22 protein-coding genes, 1 tRNA gene and 1 pseudogene are annotated in these 24,742 nt (G+C 60.9%); 11 read left to right on the plus strand and 13 right to left on the minus strand.

Features of this window, described 5'->3' with window-relative positions:
• Positions 1 to 80 precede the first annotated feature (80 nt).
• A complete protein-coding gene (locus V9T28_RS09615) occupies positions 81 to 752 on the minus strand; it encodes a pyridoxamine 5'-phosphate oxidase family protein (RefSeq protein WP_116398758.1) in 672 nt (223 codons plus the stop codon).
• Between the two features lie 82 nt (positions 753 to 834).
• On the opposite strand from V9T28_RS09615, the gene V9T28_RS09620 reads away from it, so the two are divergent.
• Complete coding sequence (locus tag V9T28_RS09620) at positions 835 to 984, plus strand: hypothetical protein (RefSeq protein ID WP_158554682.1); 150 nt, start codon at positions 835 to 837, stop codon at positions 982 to 984.
• Positions 985 to 1,131: 147 nt separating this feature from the next.
• Here V9T28_RS09620 and V9T28_RS09625 read toward each other — a convergent pair whose 3' ends face one another.
• A complete protein-coding gene (locus V9T28_RS09625; protein ID WP_116398759.1) occupies positions 1,132 to 1,830 on the minus strand; it encodes an SDR family oxidoreductase in 699 nt (232 codons plus the stop codon).
• A gap of 154 nt (positions 1,831 to 1,984) precedes the next feature.
• Here V9T28_RS09625 and V9T28_RS09630 point away from each other — a divergent pair, with 154 nt between their 5' ends.
• Positions 1,985 to 2,554 carry a CGNR zinc finger domain-containing protein gene (locus tag V9T28_RS09630; RefSeq protein ID WP_116398760.1) on the plus strand — a complete coding sequence of 190 codons (570 nt, stop codon included), beginning with the start codon at positions 1,985 to 1,987 and terminating at the stop codon, positions 2,552 to 2,554.
• A 140-nt stretch (positions 2,555 to 2,694) separates the two neighbouring features.
• Here the strand turns inward: V9T28_RS09630 and hemB are convergent, their stop codons facing one another.
• The 10 genes from hemB to dhaK all read right to left on the minus strand — a co-directional run bounded on the left by hemB (position 2,695) and on the right by dhaK (position 14,917).
• Positions 2,695 to 3,687 (minus strand): porphobilinogen synthase, encoded by a 993-nt coding sequence (hemB, locus tag V9T28_RS09635; protein ID WP_339071851.1) that lies wholly within the window; start codon positions 3,685 to 3,687, stop codon positions 2,695 to 2,697.
• Positions 3,688 to 3,741: 54 nt separating this feature from the next.
• Complete coding sequence (locus tag V9T28_RS09640; protein ID WP_116398762.1) at positions 3,742 to 4,254, minus strand: hypothetical protein; 513 nt, start codon at positions 4,252 to 4,254, stop codon at positions 3,742 to 3,744.
• 1 nt (position 4,255) lies between these two features.
• The gene (locus V9T28_RS09645) at positions 4,256 to 5,392 is read right to left on the minus strand and encodes an MGDG synthase family glycosyltransferase (RefSeq protein WP_199499930.1); all 1,137 of its coding nucleotides are present in this window, start codon (positions 5,390 to 5,392) and stop codon (positions 4,256 to 4,258) included.
• Positions 5,393 to 5,521: 129 nt separating this feature from the next.
• Positions 5,522 to 6,241 carry an MIP/aquaporin family protein gene (locus V9T28_RS09650; RefSeq protein WP_116398763.1) on the minus strand — a complete coding sequence of 240 codons (720 nt, stop codon included), beginning with the start codon at positions 6,239 to 6,241 and terminating at the stop codon, positions 5,522 to 5,524.
• A 63-nt stretch (positions 6,242 to 6,304) separates the two neighbouring features.
• Complete coding sequence (gene glpK, locus V9T28_RS09655) at positions 6,305 to 7,801, minus strand: glycerol kinase GlpK (protein WP_116398764.1); 1,497 nt, start codon at positions 7,799 to 7,801, stop codon at positions 6,305 to 6,307.
• A 38-nt stretch (positions 7,802 to 7,839) separates the two neighbouring features.
• On the minus strand, positions 7,840 to 9,378 hold the full coding sequence (gene glpD, locus V9T28_RS09660) for a glycerol-3-phosphate dehydrogenase (protein ID WP_116398765.1): 1,539 nt from the start codon (positions 9,376 to 9,378) through the stop codon (positions 7,840 to 7,842).
• Between the two features lie 515 nt (positions 9,379 to 9,893).
• Positions 9,894 to 10,694 carry a DeoR/GlpR family DNA-binding transcription regulator gene (locus tag V9T28_RS09665; RefSeq protein ID WP_281024224.1) on the minus strand — a complete coding sequence of 267 codons (801 nt, stop codon included), beginning with the start codon at positions 10,692 to 10,694 and terminating at the stop codon, positions 9,894 to 9,896.
• Between the two features lie 233 nt (positions 10,695 to 10,927).
• Positions 10,928 to 13,282 carry a dihydroxyacetone kinase phosphoryl donor subunit DhaM gene (gene dhaM / locus V9T28_RS09670; RefSeq protein WP_116398768.1) on the minus strand — a complete coding sequence of 785 codons (2,355 nt, stop codon included), beginning with the start codon at positions 13,280 to 13,282 and terminating at the stop codon, positions 10,928 to 10,930.
• Positions 13,279 to 13,905, minus strand: a complete 627-nt coding sequence (gene dhaL / locus V9T28_RS09675; protein WP_116398769.1) for a dihydroxyacetone kinase subunit DhaL — start codon at positions 13,903 to 13,905, stop codon at positions 13,279 to 13,281. The genes dhaM and dhaL overlap by 4 nt, the downstream gene beginning before the upstream one ends.
• A 10-nt stretch (positions 13,906 to 13,915) precedes the next feature.
• A complete protein-coding gene (gene dhaK / locus V9T28_RS09680) occupies positions 13,916 to 14,917 on the minus strand; it encodes a dihydroxyacetone kinase subunit DhaK (protein WP_116398770.1) in 1,002 nt (333 codons plus the stop codon).
• Between the two features lie 611 nt (positions 14,918 to 15,528).
• Between dhaK and dnaE the strand changes: the two genes are divergently transcribed.
• Positions 15,529 to 19,002, plus strand: a complete 3,474-nt coding sequence (dnaE, locus tag V9T28_RS09685) for a DNA polymerase III subunit alpha (protein WP_445242159.1) — start codon at positions 15,529 to 15,531, stop codon at positions 19,000 to 19,002.
• A 58-nt stretch (positions 19,003 to 19,060) separates the two neighbouring features.
• Here dnaE and V9T28_RS09690 read toward each other — a convergent pair whose 3' ends face one another.
• The gene (locus V9T28_RS09690; protein ID WP_116398771.1) at positions 19,061 to 19,465 is read right to left on the minus strand and encodes a winged helix-turn-helix transcriptional regulator; all 405 of its coding nucleotides are present in this window, start codon (positions 19,463 to 19,465) and stop codon (positions 19,061 to 19,063) included.
• A gap of 128 nt (positions 19,466 to 19,593) precedes the next feature.
• On the opposite strand from V9T28_RS09690, the gene V9T28_RS09695 reads away from it, so the two are divergent.
• The 8 genes and pseudogenes from V9T28_RS09695 to V9T28_RS09730 all read left to right on the plus strand — a co-directional run bounded on the left by V9T28_RS09695 (position 19,594) and on the right by V9T28_RS09730 (position 24,532).
• Positions 19,594 to 20,169: a flavodoxin family protein gene (locus tag V9T28_RS09695; protein ID WP_116398772.1), complete on the plus strand. Its 576-nt coding sequence runs from the start codon at positions 19,594 to 19,596 to the stop codon at positions 20,167 to 20,169.
• A 311-nt stretch (positions 20,170 to 20,480) separates the two neighbouring features.
• Positions 20,481 to 20,936 (plus strand): 30S ribosomal protein S6, encoded by a 456-nt coding sequence (gene rpsF, locus V9T28_RS09700; RefSeq protein ID WP_116398773.1) that lies wholly within the window; start codon positions 20,481 to 20,483, stop codon positions 20,934 to 20,936.
• A complete protein-coding gene (rpsR, locus tag V9T28_RS09705) occupies positions 20,936 to 21,184 on the plus strand; it encodes a 30S ribosomal protein S18 (protein ID WP_116398774.1) in 249 nt (82 codons plus the stop codon). Before rpsF ends, rpsR begins: the two co-directional genes overlap by 1 nt.
• Positions 21,185 to 21,321: 137 nt before the next feature.
• Positions 21,322 to 22,287, plus strand: coding sequence for a DUF2232 domain-containing protein (locus V9T28_RS09710; RefSeq protein ID WP_116398775.1), 966 nt, complete (start codon positions 21,322 to 21,324; stop codon positions 22,285 to 22,287).
• A gap of 32 nt (positions 22,288 to 22,319) precedes the next feature.
• A complete protein-coding gene (gene rplI / locus V9T28_RS09715; RefSeq protein ID WP_116398776.1) occupies positions 22,320 to 22,889 on the plus strand; it encodes a 50S ribosomal protein L9 in 570 nt (189 codons plus the stop codon).
• A 190-nt stretch (positions 22,890 to 23,079) separates the two neighbouring features.
• A tRNA-Phe gene (locus V9T28_RS09720) sits at positions 23,080 to 23,155 on the plus strand.
• A gap of 224 nt (positions 23,156 to 23,379) precedes the next feature.
• Positions 23,380 to 23,472, plus strand: a pseudogene (locus V9T28_RS09725) (Arm DNA-binding domain-containing protein); the annotation flags it as partial.
• Positions 23,473 to 23,518: 46 nt separating this feature from the next.
• Complete coding sequence (locus tag V9T28_RS09730) at positions 23,519 to 24,532, plus strand: tyrosine-type recombinase/integrase (protein WP_339071852.1); 1,014 nt, start codon at positions 23,519 to 23,521, stop codon at positions 24,530 to 24,532.
• Positions 24,533 to 24,742 lie beyond the last annotated feature (210 nt).

The raw sequence follows: 24,742 nt of genomic DNA on the forward strand, positions 1-24,742 counted from the left end.
TGCGAGAACGGCTTTAAAGGCTCGTGCGACACGGGGTTACAGGGCCGTTCAGACCGGGCGGACCGAGCGCTGGAAAGGTGTCAGGGGTTGAGCCACAGACAGGCTGTACGGGTGCCTGTCGCATCGTAAGTAAATTTTGCCCTGCAATTATCTTGACGCCTGAGCTGAAACCAGTCCAGCGCGGCGGCCCGGAAGGTCACCACGCCGAAATGTTCCTTTCCACCCGTTTCACCTGCGGATTCTGATGGCGCTGTTGCCTCGATGGCTTCAAAGGCACGCTCGTCCCCAGGCGGTCCGCCGGCATAGGTGCCGCGCGTCCACGTGGGCAATTTCTGCCAGGCCAAGGTGGCGATATCACTTCCTGGCCCGTGGAGTTCGATCACTCCCTGAAGCCGTAACTGCACGCGCCTCTGCGCGCAGTAGCCCAGGACCGTGACATGGGGGTTTGCGGCGAGTTCCAGCCATTTCGGGCTGCGCGTGTCGGTGTGAAATTCAAGAACCCGCATTGATCTGTCAGCATGCCGCAATACCACCATGCGCGCTTGAGGTCTGGCCTCGGAATCTACCGAGCACAGGTTCAAGTATCGGAAACCTGACTGCGGGCTGGCTGCGGCCGTTTCAAGCTCCGTCCATGCCGAGGCATCGATGTCCGCGAGATCAGGTGTCCGGGACTCGCCGTTTTCTGCTGGCAAGCTTTGTCCTCTCGCGAGTTCAGGATGTCGATTGATCAGCTTTTTCCCGTTCGATATCATCGGAGCCGCGCGAGGACGAAGCAGTTCTGCTCCCAAATTCCAGTAGATAAACTATCGAATGAAAGACGCTCTCGGAAGACTTGTGTCACTTAGTGGTCTCAAGGCCTTCGAGGCGGCCATTCTGGACAGGGCGCGCAGGCGGTCCAACTTCTATTTCGTCAACCCGCGCCTGCGCAAATCCGAGGCTCTCGACAAACAGCAAGGCGGGATGTTGTTCCAGGCGCAGGGTTGAGCGATATCCTAGAACGCCGGTCGGCTGCCTGAACGGGATTGCGCGCGGGTCTTTGGAGGTTGAAACCGGAAGCGCCCCTATCCGCGCAATTTCCGCGCCATCTCGACGGCAAAATACTTCCGCACGCCGTCGGCGCCCAACCGTGATCTACAGCAAGCCGCCTCCATCGACATCGATCACCGAGCCGGTCACAAAACCATTGGTCATCGCAAAGAGATAGGCTGCTGCCAGTTCCTCGGGTCGCGCGACGCGTTTGACGGGCAATGCAGCGGAAACGCGTTCGATGGTCGACGAGCGTGTTTCCGATCCCGCCTCGCCCCAAAGCGAGGTGTCGACGACGCCAGGACTGACCACGTTGACGCGGCGCGGGGCAAGTTCCTTCGCCAGATGGCGACCGGCGGCATCTACGGCGGCATTGACCGCGCCTTTTGTGACGCTGCCCGTTCCATATTTGCGGGACACCTGGCCGGATGTAAACGTGATCGATGCCCGCTCGGAGAGATGCGGCAAAGCTAGGCGAGCGGCGTGAATTGCGCCGAACAGCTTGATGTCGAAGGTGCTTTGCAAAGCACTTTCATCGAGCGAGGGGAGAGCGGGTGTGCTTACGCGCGCCGCCGCCGTATGCACGAGATGGTCGATCACACCGATGCTGGCAAGCGCTTTGCCCAGTGCCAGCAGATCGGACACATCCGCGACGATCGGGACGACACCGCCCGGTGCCGCTCCAGATCGGCTGATCGCAATAGCGCGGGCGCCTTCGGTTTGCGCCAGTGTCGCCACCGCCGCGCCGATACCATTGCTACCGCCGATCACGACGACGGTCTGGTTTGAAAGGGCATTACCCATCGGATGTTCTCCTTAAGTGTTGAATTCTGGGCCGAGCGACGAGGCTCGTTGCCGATCTGGCACGGCGCAAATTGTAACCTATTTGGTAGGTTACATGATCCTTGCCCGACGAAGTGAAACCTGTCAATAGAGTTACATGAAGGCTTACGACCCAATGCGCGATCTTCCAGAGGATCGGAACGGTTTCCGTTTCCGGGGGGGCAGCACGGTTCTCGATCTCGCCGCGACGCTACAGGCGCGCCAAACGGCTGCGCCGCGCGATCTCCTGGCTCATCCGGAGGATTTGGATCGTTGGCTGGTTTCGGCAGGTCTCGCCGCATCCTTGCCCGGCGCGACGGAAAATGATTTGGCCGCCGCTCGCATATTGCGCGAGGCGATCTTCGCGCTGGCCTGCAGCCTCCAGAATCCGCTTCTTGACGCAGCCGCCTGTCAAATTCTCAATCAGATCGCCGCTGAGCCGGCTGCGGCGCCGGCGTTGACCGCAGACGGACGGGTGGAACTGCGAGGATTGGTTGCCGGTCTATTGGCCTCGTTGGCGAGGGACGCGGTGCGCCTCTTTGGCGGCCGCGACTCTTCGCGCATCCGGCAATGTCAGTCAGCGAGTTGTTCGATTTTCTTTGTCGACACCTCGCGGTCGGGAGACCGCCGCTGGTGTTCCATGTCCGGCTGCGGCAACAAAGCGAAGGTAGCAGAGTTCCGCAGAAGAAAGCGACAATCGGAGTGAGGCCGATTTAGGTCCTGCGGCGACCGCCGGACATGCCTGATAAGCCTTTCCGACGGAATCCTTTCCAAGATGCCGTCGAGGAGAATTGGTGGACCCCATTTGAGTCCGTTCAACGTTGCCAGAACGGTCAAAAATAGCCCCTAGCCGCGCAACTTGCGCGCGATCTCGACGGCAAAGTAACTCAGCACGCCGTCAGCGCCGGCCCGTTTGAAGGCGAGCAGGCTTTCCATCATCGCCTTGTCGTGGTCTAGCCAGCCATTCAGCGCCGCTGCCTTGATCATCGCATATTCGCCGCTGACCTGATAGGCGAAGGTCGGCACCGCGAACGTGTCCTTCACGCGGCGTACGATGTCGAGATAGGGCATGCCGGGTTTAACCATAACCATATCCGCGCCTTCATCGAGATCGAGCGCCACTTCGCGGATGGCTTCGTCGCTATTGGCCGGATCCATCTGATAGGTGCGCTTGTCGCCCTTCAGCACGCCGCCAGAGCCGACCGCATCGCGGAAGGGGCCATAGAAGGCGGACGCATATTTCGCCGCATAGGCCATGATCTGGACGTCCTGGAAGCCCTCGGCGTCGAGGCCCTTGCGGATCTCCGCGACCCGCCCGTCCATCATGTCGCTTGGGCCGATGATGTCCGCGCCCGCGCGTGCCTGATTGACCGCCTGCTTCACCAGCACCGCCACGGTCTCGTCGTTCAGGATGCGCTCGCCCTCCATCAGGCCGTCATGGCCATGGCTGGTGTAAGGGTCGAGCGCCACATCGGTCATGATGCCGATCTGCGGCACGTGGCTTTTGAGCGCGCGGCAAGCACGGCAAACGAGATTGCCGGGGTTGAGCGCTTCGCTCCCTTCCGCGTCCTTCAAGGCGGGATCGGTATAGGGGAACAGTGCCACGGCAGGAATGCCAAGGCCTGCAGCCTCTCCGACCGCGCGCACCATTTCGTCGATCGACATACGGTCGACCCCCGGCATGGACTTGACCGGTTCGCGATGTTTTTCGCCCTCGACGACGAACACGGGCCAGATCAAATCGGCGGGGGTGAGCACATGCTCGCGCACCATGGCGCGGGCCCATTCGGACTTACGATTGCGGCGGGGACGTTGCAGCAAGGGCAGGGACGGGGACATCAGCGACTCCATTCAGTTGCGGCGTGCTTAGCACGAGACGCTTGTCCAGAAAAATCACCGCGATTTCGCAACGGCGCGCACGGCCTGTCGCGTCGGCCAGAGCGAATAGGTGAAGAGGACGATCCCGGCAAAACTCATCGTCCAGTAATCGGTCGGCGCCGGCCCCCACCAATGGATGTGCCAGGGCACCAGATGCGGCGCGAATTTCGCAACGCCGTAGGCGGGGTTCAGGATGAACCAAAGATAGTCTTCGCCGATCCAGAAAAACATGATGCAGGCGATCACGCGCGCTTCCAGCCGCCAGCTCCATTGCCATGCAAAGACAAGGGGGTAGTGCAGGAACAAGGCAACGCATGGAAAAATCCAGGCGTGATAGCCGGTCATGGGGCGGCCGCCCCAGAAAACATCGAGCAGCCAGTGATGTTCGATGCGCCAAGTCGGCAGATCGGCCGCCCAGCCATTGGGCCCTTCGATCTGAATTTCCACATTGGCAAAGAAGAAAGAGAGCAGGAGAACGTAAGCGATGAGGCCGAAAGCGGCCAATCTGTCCCGCGTCAAATCCGTCATATTATTTGCCTGCCAGATGCTGAAAAACCAATTTGAGCGCGTCATGCGCCGCCTGCGGCCGCCCCAACTCCTTTGCGCGCTCGCGCATATTCATGAGCATTTGCGGCCGCCGCCGCAAGTATTGCACGCGATATTCCAGCGCCAGATCGTCGACGGCTTTCAAAGCCGCGCCATGTTCCAGCAAATAATCGGCGTTGCGCTCCTCCTGGCCGGGAATCGGCGCGGTCACCAGCATCGGCACCCCCATCGCAAGACATTCCGACGTGGTGAGACCGCCCGGCTTGCTGACCACGAGATCGGCGCAGGCCATCAGCTTTGCGACCTCGTCAGTGAAGCCGAGCGGGAAAAGGTTGGGTTCGGCACGCCGGGCGGCGAGCTGTTTGAGTTCCGCGAGCGCTTGGGCGTTCTTGCCCGTCAGCACCACCAGCTGAAGATCGGGGTCGGTTTCCAGCAGGCGCTTGGCGAGCGGCGCGACGCCGAGGCCGGCGCCGCCGCCCATCAGAAGATAGGTTCTGCGCTCCGGCGCGAGGCCGAATTGGCGCGCGCATTCTGCCCGCACGTGCGGCTGCGTGAACGCCGGCATGACCGGAATGCCGGTGACATGAATCCGCTCGGGCGGGATATGCTGCGCCCGCATACGGAACGCCACCTCGTCATTGCCCGCAAAGAAGCCGGCCATTTCCGACACGACCCACATGCGGTGAAGGTCGAAATCCGTCACTTGCACGAAGACCGGCACGGAAAAGCGCGACCTGGCAATCTCCCTCATCAGCAATTCGGCCGGCAGGAAATGGGTGCAGATCACCGAATCCGGCGCGTAGTCGTCGATGGCGATGCGCAATTTGCGGGTGCTCAAGCGCTCGATCGCCCGGCGCATCCTTTGCGATGGGCCGTCGGGCGCCGCTTCGTCGCTGACCTGGTAGAGCATGCCCCACAGGGTCGGATGTTTCGTCACGATCTGCAGATAAAGGTCCGCATAGACCTTGCGAAAGGCCGTGTTGACATAGGCCATGACATCGAGATGCAGGACGTCGGCATGCGGATAGTGCAGCGCGGCTGTCGCTTTGAGGGCCTCGGCTGCGCGCATGTGGCCGGCGCCGGCCGACACGCTGAGCAGCAAAATTTTCTGGGCGGCCAATGCCTAATCCCCTTGTGAGTCGCGCGTGAAAATCGCGCGCGTTCAATACGAAGCTTTGATGACGAATCCGTAACAACAAAATGGCCGGTAAAACCGGCCATTTCATGATCCACGTCGTTACAAATAGGCCTACATCATGCCGGTCGCTTTGGCGACGAAGAGGCCGATCACGCCGCCGATGACCGGAGCCACCACCGGAATCCAGGAATAACCCCAGTCGGACCCGCCTTTGCCGGCAATCGGCAGCACGGCATGGGCGATGCGCGGACCGAGGTCGCGGGCCGGATTGATGGCGTAACCGGTCGGGCCGCCGAGCGACAGGCCGATGCCCCAAACCAGCAGGGCGACGATGAAGGGGCCGAGATAGCCCGGCATCGCAACGGCTTTCGAACCGATCGCCGCCACTACGAAGAGCAGGGCAAAGGTGCCGATGATCTCGCAGATGATATTGGCGCCCGTGTTGCGGATGGCCGGACCCGTGCAGAAAACGGCGAGTTTCAGGCCTTGATCTGGGGTTTCCTCCCAATGCGGCAGATACGCCAACCACACGAGAACGCCGCCGAGGAAGGCGCCGACGAATTCACCTGCGATGCGTGGCACAACCTCGCTCCAGTCGCCACCGATGACGGCGAAAGCGATCGTCACGGCCGGATTGAGATGGCCCGCGCCGCCAGCGGCGACCGACACCAGAACACCGCAGAGCACGGCGAAGGCCCAGCCCGCCGTGATCACGATCCAGCCCGAATTTTGCCCCTTCGATTTGTTCAGCAGAACCTGCGCCACCACGCCGTCGCCGAACAGGATCAGCGTCATCGTTCCCAGAAGTTCCGATAAAAATCCAACACCCATGGTCGTATTCCCCTTGTGCGGCGAGCGCCCCGAAGAGTGCGCCCGCCTTGTTGATGATGTGTCTCACACCGCCCAGTCGAGCGAGCGGGTGACGGCTTTGTTCCAAGACGCAAAGAGCTTCGCGCGATGCGCCTCATCCATTTGCGGATGCCACCTTTTATCGACGCCCCAATTGTCGGTGATGTCCTGCGTCGAATTCCAATAGTTCGTCGCAAGGCCCGCCGCATAAGCAGCGCCCAACGCAGTGGTTTCGATCACCTTCGGCCGCACCACAGGCACGTTCAGGATGTCCGATTGGAATTGCATCAGCAATTCGTTCAGCACCATGCCGCCGTCGGTACGCAGCTCCTTGATTGTCACGCCGGAATCTTTCGTCATGGCGTCGAGCACTTCACGGGTCTGATAGGCGGTCGCCTCCAGTGCCGCGCGGGCGATGTGTCCCTTATTGGCGAAACGCGTCAGGCCGGCGATGACGCCGCGGGCGCTGTCCTTCCAATGCGGAGCGTAAAGGCCCGAGAAAGCCGGCACGAAATAGACGTCGCCATTGTCCGGCACGGTCTGCGCCAGTGCTTCGATTTCTGGCGCCGCCTTGATGAGATTGAGATTGTCGCGCAGCCATTGCACCAGCGCGCCCGTGATGGCGATCGACCCTTCCAGAGCGTAGATGGCCTTGTTGTTGCCGAGTTTGTATCCAAGCGTCGTCAGCAGGCCCGCCTTCGATTGGAATGGCTTTTCGCCGGTGTTCATCAGCATGAAGCAGCCGGTGCCGTAGGTGTTTTTCGCCTCGCCTGGCTCCAGGCAGGCCTGGCCGAAGAGAGCTGCTTGCTGGTCGCCAAGGATGCCAGCGATCGGCACGCCGGCGAGATCATCGACGCCATGGCCGTAGACTTCGCTCGACGACTTGATCTGCGGCAGGCAGGCGCGCGGAATGTTGAAGAGGCCGAGGATTTCCGGATCCCAATCCAGGGTTTCCAGATTCATCAATTGGGTGCGCGACGCATTGGTCACGTCGGTGACATGAATGCCGCCCTTGGTGCTGCCGGTCAGGTTCCAGACGACCCAGGTGTCCATATTGCCGAACAACAGGTCGCCGGATTCAGCAAGCTGCTGTGCGCCAGGCACATTATCGAGGAGCCAGCGCAATTTGAGGCCGGAGAAATAGGTCGCGAGCGGCAGACCAGTCTTGGCGCGCAGGCGGTCCTGGCCGCCGTCCTTGGCGAAATGCGCCACCAATTGATCGGTGCGCGTGTCCATCCAGACGACGGCATTATGCAGCGCCGCACCGGTCTTGCGGTTCCACACGACAGTGGTTTCGCGCTGATTGGTGATGCCGATCGCCGTCAGATTCTCGCGGGTCAGGCCCTTTTTCTTGAGCGCGCCGGCGATGACACTTTGGGTGTTGCGCCAGATTTCGGCGGGATCGTGCTCGACCCAGCCGGGCTTCGGATAAATCTGTTCGTGCTCTTTCTGATCGACCGAAATGATATCGCCTTTGCGATCAAACACGATGAAACGTGTGCTGGTCGTGCCTTGGTCAATCGAACCTACATATCTAGTCATAGTTTCCTCCAGATGAAGCTTTTTTTCCGTTCAGTTTTTCAACGCGTCTGCAACGCCTCCTGTGCTGCAAGATAATTGCCGATGTCCGCTGCTACCGTTGAGGGCAGGTGAAGGCCAAGTTTGGAGCGGCGCCAGAGAATGTCCTCGGCGGTGACCGCCCATTCTTCGCGAACAAGATAATCGATCTCCGCGGACGTCAGTCCGCCGCCAAAATCCTGGCCGAGATCCTGATAGTTCTGCGCCTTGTCGAGAAAGCGCCAAACCCTTGTGCCGTAGGCTCTTGCGAAACGTCGCGCGAGCTCTGCCGAAACAAAGGGCTTCCGCGCGCGCAGGTCCTTGATGAATTGCTCGATGTCGCCGCCGGGAAGATCGCCGCCGGGGAGCGGCACCGTGCCAGTCCACGACTTGCCCTTCGCGCCCAGGGTTTTCTCGACATGTTCGAGAATGGATTCCGACAACCGCCGGTAGGTGGTGATCTTGCCGCCGAAAATATTCGCGAGCGGCGCACCGTTGATCCGCTCTTCCTTGATCACATAGTCGCGTGTCGCCGCCTGCGCTGCGCTGGCGTGATCGTCATAGAGCGGGCGCACGCCCGAATAGGTCCACACCACATCATTCGGCGTGATTTCTTTCGCGAAATACTCGCTCGCCGCTTTGCACAGATAGGCGGTCTCTTCCGGCGTAATGGCGATCTTTGCCGGATCGTCCTTGTAATCCTGATCAGTCGTGCCGATCAGCGTAAAATCATCTTCATAAGGAATGGCGAAGATGATGCGCCCGTCCGGATTCTGGAAAATGTAGCACCGGTCGTGATCGTACATCTTGCGGACGATGATATGGCTGCCCTGCACCAGACGAACGTGGTTCGGTTCCTTGTGCGCGACGACATCGGCGAGCACATGATCGACCCATGGTCCCGCCGCGTTGACCATCATGCGGGCGCGCACGACATTCTCCTGGCCGGTGCGCTGATCGCGCAAGGTGATGTGCCAGATGCCGTCCTCGGAACGGGCGGAGACAACCTTGCAGCGGGTGCGGATGGTCGCACCGCGATCGGCCGCGTCGCGCGCATTCATAGCGACGAAGCGCGCGTCGTTCACCCAGCAATCGGAATATTCAAATCCTTTGTCGAAGATCGGCTTCAACGGCTTGCCGGTGACATCGGTCCGCAAGTTCAATGTGCGGGTCGGCGGCAGCTTTTTGCGCCCGCCGATATAATCGTAGAGAAACAATCCGAGCCGCAGCATCCAGGCCGGCCGCAGGCCCTTGAAATAGGGCAGAACGAAGCGCAGCGGGCGCACGAGATGCGGGGCGATTCCCCACACGATCTCGCGCTCGGTCAAAGCTTCGCGCACGAGGCGGAATTCATAATATTCGAGATAGCGGAGACCGCCGTGAATGAGTTTGGTGGCCTTGGATGACGTGCCGCTGGCCAGGTCGTTCATTTCTGCGAGATGCACCGAATAACCGCGGCCGACCGCATCGCGGGCGATGCCGCAACCGTTCACGCCGCCGCCAATCACGAAGAGATCGAAAAGCTGATCCGCTGCTGCAGTAGGGGAAGAGTCTTGCGTCATCTCACATCACTGGTTGATGGGATGGCATGCCCGACGGATTGCCGCTATGGCATCCGCACCGGCTCTCTACCCTCCCGCAAGCGACCAACCGTTTCATGTCCCGGCGGCCAGTTGTGACAACTTTTATAAAATTTTTGATTTTCGCAAGAGAAAGAAAATGCTTTCGTATAAACGAAAACGAAAAAACGCATAATATATCACATAGACATAAGCCGATTGGAGGTTGCGCCGAAATTGGCGCCATGCAGCATATTTTCGCGTTTTTGCTCTGTTGCATCGCAAAATATCGCGTATTCGTGCCTTTTGAAGCGTTTCATAAGCAAATTCACAAAAGTGACACGCATTCGCATCAATTGCGCCAAGAAACCCGAGATCGCCATGTATTTTCGAAATTCGAAATAACGAAAATCAATATTTTTGAGTTTTCAGATAGGAAGCATAGCTGCCATGCATTATTTGCATACGCTCGGAAGACCGAGAGTCAGCGTGCAGGCGGCTTATCCCCCCTGGTCGCGTCACCTCCGGACAATGTGCAGTTCGGTCCCGTTGTCGGCGAGCAGTTGTGCGATGGCGGGCGGCGGTTGCCGGTCGGTGAAAACGGCGCTCACGTCCTTGATCGACGCAAGCCGCACCAAGGGCCGGCGCAGGAACTTGGTGTGGTCAGTCACCAGAAACGTCTTGCGCGCATAGCGCATGATGGACTGCGCGGCGCGGATTTCGGCATAGTCGAAATCGAGCAAAGTGCCATCCGCGTCGATACCGCTGATGCCGATGATGCCGATATCGACGCGAAATTGCTCGATCATGTCGAGCGAAAGCTGTCCGAGCACGCCGCCGTCGCGATTGCGGACCGAGCCGCCGGTGATGATGATCTCGAAATCCGTGTGGCGTGACAGCAGCATGGCCACATTGAGGTTGTTGGTGATGACCCGCAAGTCCTCATGCCGGATGAGCGCGGCGGCCACCGCCTCGGTCGTGGTGCCGATATTGATGAAAATCGAGGCGTGATCGGGAACATGCCGCGCGACCATCGCAGCAATCTGCTCCTTCTCCTCCGGATTCATGATTTGCCGCGCCGTATAATCGATGTTGGCGACGCTCGAGGGGAGGGCGCCGCCGCCACGGTAGCGGGCGAGCCGCCCCTCGTGACTCAAATCGTTCAGGTCGCGGCGAATGGTCTGGACCGTGACGTCGAAATGCTGAGCCAGGGCTTCGACACTGACGAAGCCGTTTTGGCGCACCAGGTTGATAATTTCGTCGCGGCGCTCTTCGACCGCCATTTTGTCAAGTTGGGGCGAGGAGCCGATTGCGGACATGGAAACGAGCCTAGATGAAGCCTACTGGATTTTATAATCAGCCTTTCATCGTAAAACAAATGGACGATGCACGATTGCTGTGATAGAACAAATCGGAAACATTTGAGAGGTGTCACGGATTCGTCGGGAAGCACTTGCCGCGATTAAGTCTGCATTGGTTCGGCAAGCGAGGCAGCGATCGAGGTTTAGAAATTTTTTGAAAACAAACTAATAGAGAGAAAACATATTATATATCAATTCGTTGCTTCCAAGCTCCACCGCTCCAGCGCCTGCGCGAGGGGGGCAAGCCGGGCCGCGCCCATGGAGAGAACGCGAATGCCGCATTCGACAAGCTTCGGCGCAACGGCGATTTCCCCCGCTGCTTCGCCGCAGACCGAGACGGAAATGCCCCTTTGCGCGGCGCCCTGCACGGTGGCGCGGATCAAGGCCAACACGGCCGGGTGATCGGCGTGGCTGAAGCGTTCGAGTTTCGCATGACCACGCTCGGCCGCAAGCGTGTATTGCGTCAGGTCATTGGTGCCGATCGAAAAAAAATCGCAAACCTGCGCCAATTCCGCTGCAGTCAGCGCCGCGCCCGGAACTTCGATCATTGTACCAATTGATACAGGCCAAAGATGCGGGACGTTCGTCTGTGCCAGCCGGTCGTGCACGGCGGCGACATGGGCGCGGGCCGCCACGACTTCGTCTGCATTCGTCACCATCGGCAGCATGATGCACACGTCATGGCCAATGCCGGCACGCAGGATCGCCTCGATTTGTTGCTCGAAGATCTCCGGAAATGCCAAGGACAAGCGTAAGCCGCGCAGCCCGAGATAAGGATTGGTCTCAGGCTGGGCCGGAATGAAGGGGACCGGCTTGTCGGCGCCGGCATCGAGCGTGCGCACCACGACCGGGCAGCCTTCGAAGACATCGAAGATCGGCTGCAGGCGGCCGATCTGCTCGTCGACGGAGGGCGCATCAGCCCGATCGAGAAACATGATTTCCGTGCGCAGCAGGCCAACACCACCGGCGCCCGCCGCCCGTGCCGCCTTGGCATCGGCGATGCCGGCGACATTGGCGTAAAGCTGCACCTTCGTGCCGTCCGGCAAGGCAATCGGCTTGACGGACGGCTGAACGGCGCGCTGGCGCAGGGCCGCTTCCAAGCGCGTATGGACGTCCGCTTGCTTACTCGCATCTGGGTCCGGCCAAATGTCGCCCGTCCCACCGTCGAAAGCGATCGTGTCCGGCGCTTGCGCATCGAGAAACTTTCCTGCCCCGGCAATCGCGGGGATGCCCGCGCTGCGCAGGAGAATGGCGGCGTGAGAGGTGGGTCCGCCGCGCCGGTCGACGACGCCGAGACAGAAGGCCGGATCGAGCTGAATCGCGACCGATGGGGGCAGGTCGTCGGCAAGCAGGACATAAGCGTGATCGGTCGGTGGCTGCCAGGGCCGCGCGCCGACGATGGCCTCGAGAAGCGCGCGGCCAAGATCAGCAATATCGGTGGCGCGCGCGGCCTGAACCGGATCGGGCAGCGCTTGATAGAGGGCGATCGTCTCCTGGGTCACGGCCAGCGCCGCCTGTGCGGCTCCCGCATGGACGCCGGCCAAGGATTCAACAATCCGTCTGCCGAAGGATGGATCATCCAGCAGTCCGGCCTGGACGCCCGCAATATCATTCGAAAGGCCAGCGCCATGAGCCGCGAGCTTGGCCCGAACCGTTGCGAAGGCCGCCTCCAATTTCGCGCGCTCTTCACCAGCGCCACCGACTAGAGCGTGCGACACGTCGGGCAACCCGCTCTCGGCCTCCACGACCGGCCCAAGGGCAAGTCCGGGCGAAACCGGAACGGCGCGCGTTGCGTCTGTGACGACGGGAGTAGCGGCGGGTCCTTCCGCCCCGGTAAAGGTTTCGATGAGGCGAGCAAGCGCATCGACACCCGCCCGCGCATCGGGGCCCTTCGCGCTGACTAGCAGGCGATCGTTTTGCCGGGCGCCGAGGCTGGAAAGGGCAACGAGACTCTTGGCGTTGGCCGGGCCGCGGCCATTCTCGACCGCAATCGTGATGGTCGACACATAGTCGTTGGCGGTGCGAGCCAGCGCCGCGGCGGGACGCGCGTGCAGGCCGTGCGGGTCGGGAATCGTCGCGGTGGCCGTGACTTCGTCCCCTTGTGCTTGCGGCCCTGTGGCGGCAGGGGGCGCCTGCATGTCGAAGTGGCCGAGTTTTGGCGCCAATGCACCCAGCGCCTCCTGCACCACGGCCTCAAGTGCGAGGCCGCTGGCGGCTGCAACAGCTGCGGTCACCGCGCCTTCGACGAACGGCGCCGGCACCAGCCGCACCCGCTCGCGTAGATCCGGCTCGGCCAGATCGAGCGCCATTTCGGCGGAGAGGATGGCGCTGCCCAAATCCATCAGCACAAGCGTGCCGTCGGGCCGGTCGACCGCCATCAACGCGTCGAGAATCCGGGTCGCGTCGGTGCCAAGCTCCTCGCCATCATCGCCTGTGCCGGCGGCAAGGGCGATAGTCGCCTTGTCGCCGGTCATTTGCTGCGCCAGGTCGCGCGCGGCCTCGGCGAGCTTCTTGCTGTGCGACACCAGCACAACCGCCACGCTCATGACGCGGCGACTTCAGCGAGCGCTTGCAGCAGGAAATAGGACGAGGTCGCGCCGGGGTCCTGATGGCCGATGCTGCGCTCGCCCAAATAGCTCGCACGGCCTTTACGTGCGAGCAGGGGAGTGGTCGCCTGCATGCCGAGTTCCGCCGATTGCGCCGAGATGGCGAGCGCCTCGGGCAGCGGGGCGCTCGCATGCTCTTTCAGGGCCGCGATCGCAGGGGTCAGCGCGTCGACCATGGTCTTGTCGCCAAGCTCCGCCTTGCCCCGCATCACGACGCCGGCGAGGCCAGCTTCAAGGCAGCTCGTCCAGTCGCTCAACGTCAGCTCCGTCTTGCCTGCAGCTTTGCCGGCGGCTTGCAAAAACAGCGTGCCGTAGAGCGGTCCGGACGCGCCGCCGACCGTCGAGATCAGCGTCATCGCGACGCTTTTCAGGACGGCGCCCGCATCGGTCGCGTTCTGGTCGAGCTTGGCTTTCGCCGCGGCAAAGCCACGCGCCATATTGGCGCCGTGATCGCTGTCACCGATCGGAGCATCGAGCTCCGTCAGATAGGCTTTTTGCGCATCCAACACGTCGGCGGCTTTGTTGATCCAGTCCTTGAGCGCTGCAGCAGACAAAACATTCATGCGTCGATCCTCATACGCCCCAGCGCAGCGACGGTGCATGCACCGGCGCGTCCCAATGGCGGACCATATCGTCGTCCAGCTTCAGCAGCGTGATCGACGTGCCGGCCATTTCCAAACTGGTGATGTAGGAGCCAACGAGATTGCGCACCACTTTCAACCCGTGTTTGGCCGCGATCTCCTGCGCTTTGCGATAGACGATATAGAGCTCGATTGCCGGCGTGCCGCCCATGCCGTTGACGAACAGCAACACATTGTCGCCGCTGCTGAAGGGAAGATCGCTCAGAATCGGCTCCATCAGCATTTCAGCGATTTTATCGGCGGACTCGAGCTTCACCCGGTGGCGGCCCGGCTCGCCGTGAATGCCGATGCCGATTTCCATTTCGTCTTCGGCCAAAGTGAACGAGGGTTTGCCGGCATGCGGCACCGTGCAGGCGCTCAGCGCCATGCCCATGGAGCGGCCATTGGCATTGACCTTGCGGCACAGGTCGGCGACTTGCGCGAGCGAGGCGCCGGCCTCCGCCGCGCCGCCACAAATCTTCTCGGCAAGAACCGTGGTGCCGACGCCGCGCCGCCCCGCCGTCCAGGTCGAATCCTTCACCGCCACGTCGTCGTCGATGATGACGCTTTCGACCTCGATCCCATCGGCTTTCGCAAGATCGGCCGCCATTTCGAAATTCAGGACGTCGCCGGTGTAATTTTTCACGATATGCACCGCGCCGCCGCCGTGATTGATCGCTTTGGTGGCCTCATACATTTGATCGGGAGTCGGCGACGTGAATACCGCGCCGGGGCAGGCCGCATCCAGCATGCCAAGCCCAACGAAACCGCCGTGCATGGGCTCATGCCCCGAGCCGCCGCCGGAAATGAGCGCGACCTTGCCGGATTTCACCGCAGCCTTGCGCGTGATGAAATTGGGGTTGCGATGCACGGTGATCAAATCGGCATGGGCCGCAGCCATGCCATCCAACGCTTCGTCGACAACTTGATTGGGATCGTTGATCAACTTCTTCATGGATTTCCTCCCCTCGATCAGTCAGGGTTTCGCCTGCTCGTTATGAAGTCAGGTTTGCGGCCGCCGCCGTCAGCGTATGTGCAAGCGGTTGTCCCGCCCCTTCTTGCGTCCGTGCAAAGAGCCTAGCACAGAGCGGCTCGGTGAAAAGGACTTATTCGGCGAACGCTCTGCGATTGGTATAGAACTGGCCTGCAAATGCGGCATGCAGATCAAAAGTTTTCAGCGCTGCCAAAGCTGCTTTGCAGACTGGTGACCGGTGACGGCGGCGAACATTTTCCGCAAGCGCGGAAGAGCACGGCAGACTTCCCGTTTAGGATTCATCAACCAAAATCACCGACGAAAACCGTCCCCGATTTGTTCTTCCTTGAGAAAAGAACACAAATAGAACATATTGAGATCGTACCAAATACAGGAGGACGTGATGCTGTTTTCACTGCTGGAAGATCTCACGGAAGTCTGCGCTTTGGGCGCTTTCGTCACGATGGTGGGCTGCGCGGCCAAGGTCCTCGGGGCGATGTGAATCCTGGGGCTTATCCTGGTCTAGCGTGAACTCGCTCTCGACGCGCGCCGCGCCGGGGGCCACAAAGGAGCCCTATAAAGGAACGCACGCTTTGAGTCGGATTTTGCAAGACGTCGGTTTCGTGCATTTGCACGTTCATTCCTCCTTCTCGCTGCGCGAGGGAGCGTTGACCATCGCCAAGCTGGCGAAATTCGCCAAAGCCGATGCGATGCCGGCCTTGGCGATTACCGACACCAACAATCTGTTCGGCGGCCTGGAATTTTCCGAGAAGATCTCGAAGGAAGGCATTCAGCCGATCGTGGGGATTCAGCTCACGCTGGAATTCGGCGATGCGGAGGCGCTCGGCTCACGCCTCCTGCGCGGCGATGCAGGGCGCGGATCGGTGGTGCTGCTGGCGGCGACCGCTGCCGGCTATGCCAATCTCATGCGCATCGGGTCGCGCGCCTGGCTCGACCCGTCCGCCGGCGACACGCCGCATGTGCGGCTCGACCGGCTCGACGACATTTCGGGCTTGATCGCCTTGAGCGGCGGGCCGGGCGGGCCGCTGGATCGGGCGCTTTCCGCCGAGCGGCCGGAAGTGGCGCTCGCCCGGCTGCAAAAGCTGCAGGAGATTTTCGGCGACCGACTTTACGTCGAATTGCAGCGGCACGGGCTTGAGAACGAGAAGCTGAACGAAGGCCAGCTCCTCGATTTTGCCTATGGCAACGGCCTGCCGCTGGTGGCGACCAACGAGAGCTTCTTCGCCGCGGCGTCCGACTACGAAGCGCATGACGCGCTGATCTGCATTGCCGAGGGCACGGTAGTGGGCGATCCAAACCGGCGGCAATTGTCGCCGGAGCATCGGCTCAAGAGCCGCGCCGAGATGGTCCAGCTTTTCGCCGACCTCCCGGAAGCGACCGCCAATACGATTGAAATCGCCATGCGCTGCGCCTACCGGCCGCGCACCGGCAAGCCCATTCTGCCGCGCTTCACCAGCGAGGACGGAACGCCGGTCGATGAAGTCGGCGAGTTGTGCGCCCAAGCGGAAAAGGGTCTCAAGAAGCGCCTTGCCGCGTCGCCGCCCGCGCCCGGTTTTTCGGTCGAGGATTACGAAAAGCGTCTGGCCTTCGAACTCGACGTCATCATACGCATGAAGTTTCCGGGTTATTTCCTTATCGTCTCGGACTTCATCAAATGGGCGAAGGCGCATGACATCCCGGTCGGTCCGGGCCGCGGTTCGGGCGCCGGCTCGCTCGTCGCCTATGCGCTGACGATCACCGATCTCGATCCGATGCGCTTCGGCTTGCTGTTCGAGCGTTTCTTGAATCCCGAACGTATCTCGATGCCGGACTTCGACATCGATTTTTGCCAATATCGGCGCGACGAGGTGATCGCCTATGTCCGCGAGCGCTATGGTCGCGATCGCGTCGCCCAGATCATCACCTTCGGCTCGTTCCTGGCGCGCGGCGTCATGCGCAACGTCGGCCGCGTGCTCGAGATGCCGCTGGGCCAAGTCGACCGACTCGCCAAGCTCGTGCCGCAGAATCCGGCGAATCCGATCAGTCTGGCCGATGCGATCAAGTCGGAAGTCAAATTGCGCGAGGCGGCGGACGAGGAGCCGCGTGTCGCCAAGATGCTGGCGATTGCCGGCACGCTCGAAGGGCTTTACTCCAACGCCTCGACCCATGCCGCGGGCATTGTGATTGGCGACCGGCCGCTCGATGAGATCGTGCCGCTGTATCAGGATCCGAAATCGGACATGCCGGCGACCCAGTTCAATATGAAATGGGTGGAGCCGGCAGGCCTGGTGAAGTTCGACTTCCTCGGCCTCAAGACGCTCACGACTCTCGCAACCACCGTGCAACTCTTGAAGAAGCGGGGCATCGATATCGATCTGACGGCGCTGCCGCTCGACGACCAGAAAACCTTCGACATGTTGGGGCGCGGCGAAACGATCGGTGTGTTCCAGGTGGAATCGGCGGGCATGCGCAAGGCCCTTGTCGAAATGCGGGCCGACCGGCTGGAAGACCTCATCGCGCTCGTCGCGCTCTACCGGCCAGGCCCGATGGCTAATATTCCGGTCTATTGCGCGGTTAAGCACGGCGATCAGGCGCCGGATTACATTCACCCGAAAATCGAACCGGTGCTGAAGGAGACGTTCGGCGTCATCATCTATCAGGAACAGGTGATGCAGATCGCGCAGATCCTGTCCGGCTATTCGCTCGGCGAAGCGGACATGCTGCGCCGCGCGATGGGTAAGAAGATCAAGGCGGAAATGGACGCCCAGCGCGCCCGTTTCGTCGACGGCGCGATGAAGGGTGGCTTGGAAAAGGCCAAGGCGGACGAGATTTTCGACCTCCTGGCGAAATTCGCCGACTATGGCTTCAACAAAAGCCACGCGGCCGCCTATGCGCTGATTGCCTATCAAACCGCATGGTTCAAGGCCAATTACCCGGTCGAGTTCCTGGCCGCGTCGATGACGCTCGATAAATCCAACACCGACAAATTGTCGGAATTCCGCAACGAGGCGCGCCGGCTCGGCATCAAGGTCGAGCCGCCGTCCGTCAACAAATCGGGCGTGGATTTCGAGGTGCATCAAGGCGCCGACGGCGCCTTGAACATTCGCTATGCGCTGTCAGCTGTCAAAGGGGCCGGCGAAGGGCAGGTGGGGTCGCTGGTGAGTGCGCGTGGCGCGCAGCCGTTCGACTCGCTGGGCGATTTCGCCCGCCGCATCAACCCGCGCGAGGTGAACAAGAAGGTTCTGGAGAGCCTTGCGGCGGCGGGCGCCTTCGACGACCTGGAATCGGACCGTGCTCGGGCCTTCGCGGCGGTCGAACCGATTCTGTCCTTGGCCAATCTCACCCAGGAGGAAGCGCAAGCCGGCCAGTCGGCGCTGTTCGGGGAGGTGGAGGCGGAGGCGCCGTTGCTTGTGCCGCATGTCAGCCCATGGCCAGCGGCGGACAAATTGGCGCGCGAATTGGACGCGATCGGTTTCTTCCTCTCGGGCCATCCACTGGACGATTATGCCTCGGTCCTGACGCGCCTGCGCGTGACGCGTTGGGCGAATTTTGCCCGGGACGTCAAGGCGCGCGGGGCAGGGGTAGCGCAACTCGCCGCCACCGTGCTCGACCGGCAGGAGCGGCGCACCAAATCAGGCTCGAAAATGGGAATCGTCAATCTGTCCGATCAGACCGGACAATATGAGGCGATCCTGTTTCAGGAAGGGCTCAACCAATATCGCGACCTTCTTGAAAAAGGCCGGGCGCTTTTGATCACGGTCGAGGCGCGGGTCGAAGGCGAGGACGTGCGGGCGCGCATCACGGCCGCCGAACCGCTCGACCAGGCGGCAAGCCGCGTCCAAAAAGGCTTGCGCATCTTCGTCCGCGACAGCGGCCCGATCGCTTCGATCCATGAGCGTTTGAAAGCCCGCGAAGGCCGCGCCGAAGGGGAGGTGTCGCTGGTTCTGATGCTGGAGAAGGAAAAGAACGAGGTCGAAGTGAAGCTGCCGGGCAAATATGTCGTCTCGCCGCAGGTCGCCGGAGCGCTCAAGGCCGTGCCGGGAATTGTCGCGGTCGAGCACCTATAGGGTACGGTGAGGCTCACAAAGTACGTTAAAAATATGATGCAATATTCTGATATAAAATTTATTTTATGCCTTGAAAGGCAGGACCGTCAAGGTTCTGCCGATCATAGCGCTCCTGCGCAGCAAGCACCTCCGCAATGTGGTTGGTCGTCCAGGCTGCTATATTCGCAGCAACGCAAGATAGCGTTTGCCCGAGCGGAGTAATCGCGTATTCGACCGTGACCGGAACGGTGGGGAAAGCTTGCCGGGTGATCAGACCGTCCCGCTCCAATTTTTTGAGGGTCTGGCTGAGCATCTTTTGAGAAATACCTTCAACCTCTCGCTTCAATTCATTGAATCGAATTGGCTTCATGGCGAGCGTGCAAAGCGTCAGCATCGTCCATTTGTCAGCGATGTGGTCGAAGATGATGCGGCTTGGACATGCGGCGGAAAAGGGGTTGGGGTCCCGCGGCCAATCGTCGTTCATACGGGTTTCATCCTGGTGACTTAGAGACCGTGTGGTGCCCTCTTTACAGCTTGGTCGTCCTGCGGCACTAGTATGTATTGTATAGCAGGTTTCATTTGGAAACTAGCGCAAACACTGAAGAGGATCGCATGACATCCGTGAGCATCGTTTACCACAGCGGTTATGGCCACACCGCAAAAGCTGCTGCCGCCGTCGAGGCCGGAGCGGCCTCTGTCGATGGGGTCAAGGTCCAGTTGATCGTCATCGATGCTGAAGGCAATCTGCCCGAGGGCGGCTGGGAAACGCTCGCGACCTCGAATGCGATCGTTTTGGGGTCCCCGACCTACATGGCCGGGCCGTCGTGGCAGTTCAAGAAGTTTGCCGACGCCTCGTCCAAGGTTTGGTTCGGGCAGGGCTGGAAAAACAAGATCTTCGCAGGCTTCACCAATTCCGCCTCCATGAGCGGCGATAAGCTCGGCACGATCGATTATCTCTTCCATCTCGCCCAGCAGCATGCTGGCATCTGGGTAGGCACTGGCATGATGCCGGCGAGCACGAAAGCAGCGACCGAGGCGGACGTGAACCACCTCGGCAGCTTCTCCGGCCTCATGACCCGCTCGCCGGCCGACGCTTCGGCGGAAGAGGCCCCCGGCGCCGGCCATATCGAAACCGCCAAGCTGTTTGGCGCGCGCGTCGCCGAGATCACGGCACGGTTCGCAAAGTAAAACAGGGGCGCGACCGTCCCGGTCGCAAACGGCGCGGAGCCATGTTCCGCGCGTGGAAGAGCAAAGCCTCCTTCCTTGTGCGGGCGAGCCGCCCGCACTCCTTTTTAAAACAAAAAAGCCTTGCATCGCGCGCCGATCGCGCTATAAGCACCGCTTCGTTGCCCTGGCCGGGGGCTGAACGGAGGGTTCGCGCATGCCGCGAGTAGGGGATTGTCCCCGACCTCCCGTGTCTCCGCCTTTGTTCTTTGTCGCCTTTTCCGAAGGCTCGAAGGGCTCCGCGTCAGGCAACGTCAATTGAGAAAGGCAAGTCAATGGCGCTCTATGAGCACGTGTTTCTTGCTCGTCAGGATGTGACTTCCCAGCAGGTGGAAGCGCTGACCGAGCAGTTCAAGAATGTGATTACCTCCAAAGGCGGCAAGATCGACAAGGTCGAGTATTGGGGCGTGAAGTCGCTCGCTTTCCGCATCAAGAAGAACCGCAAGGCGCATTTTTCGCTCTTCAACATCGACGCATCGGCAGCCGCCGTCGCCGAAATGGAGCGTCAGATGGGCCTCAACGAAGACGTCCTGCGCTTCATGACCATCCGTGTCGAGGCGCTGGAAGAGGGCCCGTCGGCCATGATGCGCAAGCGTGACGATGCCGACCGCGACGACCGCGGCGACCGTCCCGAGCGCTCTGACCGCCGTCCCGGCGGTTTCGGCCGCCCTGATCGCTCCGACCGCGCGCCGCGCCGTCCCCGTGAAGACTTTGCTGAGGAGCAGAACTAATGACCGGTACCGCTGCCGGCGGCGCACGCCGCCCCTTCTTCCGCCGTCGTAAGAGCTGCCCCTTCACCGGCACCAATGCTCCAAAGATCGATTACAAGGACACGCGTCTGCTCTCGCGCTACATTTCCGAGCGCGGCAAGATCGTGCCGTCCCGCATCACAGCGGTCAGCGCCAAGAAGCAGCGCGAATTGGCCCAGGCCATCAAGCGCGCCCGCTTCCTCGGACTGCTGCCCTATATGATTCGCTAAGAAGCGAACTTAAGTCACCGAAGGACGGACGGCGTTCGCGCTTGGTCCGTCCTGAGTTGGGCCGGAGATCTTAAAACAAGGCGGTTTGCCTTGCGGATGATCCGGCTCTAACCGCCCAAGGAGCGGGACAGCGACTGATGTTTAACCGACTTGCCCCTGCTGTTGCGGCCGGCCTTGCCGCCGCCGTTCTTTTCGCCCTCGCGGCGAAGGGGCTGACGGCTGCCATCCCGCTTTCGCTGCTCACCCCGCTGCCCTTGTTCATTGCCGTGCTCGGTTGGGGTTTCGAAGCTGCGCTTATCGCCATCGCCATCGCAACGGTCGCGCTCACGGCCCTGTTCGGCGCAGAGATCTCGCTGCCGTTTTTCCTCGTCTTCGGGCCGGCGACGCTGGGCCTTGGGTTTGTCGCGCTTGCCCGTGTCCAAAAGGACGGGGCGGGGTTTAATTTTCTGCCCTTGAGTATGATCGCGCTGACGATCCCCCTCGCGTCGAGTATCGCGGTCAGCGTCTTCGTCTTGGTATGGGCGTATCTTGCCGGCAGCTATCACGCCATGTTCGCCGACATGTCGGCACTCCTCGCGCCGGCCGTCACCGAATTTCAGGATATGGCGGCTCGCGCCCATGTGGATCTGCCGCCGGAATTGTCGGGCGACACATTGGCTCGGCTGATGGCCTTGTCGTTTCCGGGCGCACTCGCGATTGCGGCGACCGTGCTCGTGGCCGTCAATTTCTGGCTGGCTGCCCGGGCCGCGCAGATTTCGGGCTTGCTTGCACGGCCCTGGCCCGATTTGCCGAGCCAGTTTCGGGCGAGCCGCATTCAGCTCGGATTGACGCTTCTCGCCTTCGCCGCGCTCTGCCTGTTCCGCAGCGTCGCCGTGCTTTATGCCGGCGTACTGTTTTTCGCACTCATCATAAGCCTGAGCCTGTGCGGCCTTGCCGTCATGCACGATTGGCTGCGCGGAGGCGGGCCGTTCCGGTTTTTCCTCATCGCGGTCGTCTACCTTCTCATCGTCTGGCTATTCGGCCTGCCGATTTACCTCTTCGCACTGATCGGCTTTGCCGATGCGATTTATCCGCTGCGCAAGACGAAACTTGCGCAAACCTAAAAATCTTTAAGGTCAAAACAGGAGTAAGTGTCATGGAAGTTATTTTGTTGGAGCGCGTCGCCAAGCTCGGCCAGATGGGCGAGACGGTGCGTGTGAAGGAAGGCTTTGCCCGCAATTTCCTGCTGCCGCGCGGCAAGGCTCTGCGCGCGACGGAAGCGAACAAGAAGCGCTTCGAAGGCCAGCGCGCGCAGCTAGAGGCCCGCAACCTCGAGGCAAAGAGCGAAGCGGCCAAGGTAGCCGAGCAGCTCGACGGCAAGAGCTTCACCATCATCCGCCAGGCCGGCGAAACCGGCCAGCTCTACGGTTCGGTGTCGACCCGTGACATCGCCGAGGCGATTTCGGCCGGCGGCGTGAGCGTTTCGCGCAACCAGATCGCGCTGACGACGCCGATCAAGGCGATCGGCCTGCACGACGTGCCAGTGCATCTGCATGCGGAAGTCGAATCGCATGTGTCCATCAACGTCGCCCGCTCGCCGGAAGAGGCCGAGCGCCAGGCCAAGGGCGAAGAGCTGACCGTCAAGGAAGAGAATTCGCTCGACGATCTCGGCCTCGAAATCGGCCAGGCCCTGGCAGACGCCGGTGGCAGCCTCGGCGACCGCTAATCTCGGCGCGAGGTCCCAAAACGCAACGGCTCTGCCCCAAAAGGGCAGGGCCGTTTTTCCTTCACCGATCCGTCATTTTGCCGTTGAAGAAGATACATTTTTTCCAATTCGACACTGGACAAGCCGGGCGCCGCTTTCTATAAGCGCGTCACTTTCATCGAAACGCGATTTGGCGTTGCCGGTGAGACAAGCCCGAGTAGCTCAGTTGGTAGAGCAAGCGACTGAAAATCGCTGTGTCGGTGGTTCGATTCCGCCCTCGGGCACCATTTGCCCGTCCCATGGCGTCCATACCCCCTAGAAAAGTTCATGAATTTCAGGCATTTTGCTTGAAATGAGCCAGCTTGACGTCCGCTCACGTCCACCGGCATCCAGTCGATTTGGGGGTAGTGCAAGGGGGGCTCAGAAAAGACCCCTTGCTGCGAGACCCCCGTCGATGGCCCTCGGCGACATTAATGTCAGAAATGCGAAGCCGGGCGAACGGCTGATCAAAATGTATGACGGCGAGGGACTGTTGCTGTTGATCAAGCCGACCGGCGCCAAGCTATGGCGCTTGAAGTACCGCTTCCATGGGCAGGAGAAAGCGCTAGCCCTCGGCAAATACCCCCAAGGTCGGGTTAAAAGAGGCACGCGTGAGACGCGACGAAGCCAGGGCCTTGTTAGGGGCCGGCAAAGATCCGGGTCGGTTGCGCCGACTGGAAAAACTGACAGGGGCAACACCAAACGGCGCCACGTTCAAAGCCGTCGCCGACGATTATCAGTACAAGCTCGCCCGCGAGGGTAGGGCGCCGACAACCCTCGACAAGCTCGCTTGGCTGCTATCCTTCGTTCCGGCCGATGTTGGCAATCAGCCCATCCGCGAGCTGACAGCCGCCGATATTCTTGCGGTCCTTAAAAAGGTCGAGGCCCGCGGCAATCTCGAAACCGCCCGCCGTTTAAGATCTACGATAGGCGCGGTTTTCCGCTATGGAGTCGCCACGGCACGCGCGGAAAACGATCCCACTGCGGCGCTCAAGGGCGCCTTGATCGCACCCAAGGTCAAGAATCGCGCTGCCATCACCTATCCTGTCGAACTCGGAAGATTCCTTCGCTCGGTCGAAACTTATAACGGGCAACCCGAAGTAATCTCAGCGCTGAAATTATTACCGCTGGTCTTCTCGCGGCCGGGCGAGCCCCGCATGGCGGAATGGTCCGAGTTTGATTTTGAACGGGCGATCTGGACGGTTCCTGCCGCCCGGACCAAAATGCGGCACGAGCATCAGGTGCCGCTTTCGCGGCAAGCCACCGCGATATTGAACGGACTTAAGCCCCTAACCGGTCATGGACGACTGGTCTTTCCCAGTCTTCGGTCGAAAGAGCGGCCGATCAGCGACAACACGATGAACGCTTCGATGCGCCGCATGGGGTATTCAAAGGATGAAGTGACCGCGCACGGCTTCCGCGCCACCTTTTCCACCATGGCCAATGAAAGCCGTAGATTCTCTGTCGACGCGATCGAGCGCGCTCTGGCTCACGTCGACGACAATCAGGTGCGGCGGGCCTATAATCGCGCTGAATTTTGGACCGAGCGGGTCGAAATGGCGCAGTGGTGGGCCGATCATTTGGATTCGCTTAAAGCGGGGAGCACAACGCCGGGCAAATCGTAAAATGCTGAGCGTTGTCACAGCTTACCCAATGTGTAAGATCTTCCACAAATCCCTCTCGTCGCCCTTGGTCGCGTAACTCAAAAAGGGGCGTACAGGTGAGGCGGCCATGATGGGCAAGACGCGATCTACAGAGGCGTTGGCGGCGCTTCTATTCGGCGCACCGATGTAAGACGCCTTTTCGCCATTCCCCTAAAATGAGAAATGGCTTGA

The sequence above is a fragment of the Methylovirgula sp. 4M-Z18 genome, from assembly GCF_037890675.1.
GTDB lineage: Bacteria > Pseudomonadota > Alphaproteobacteria > Rhizobiales > Beijerinckiaceae > 4M-Z18.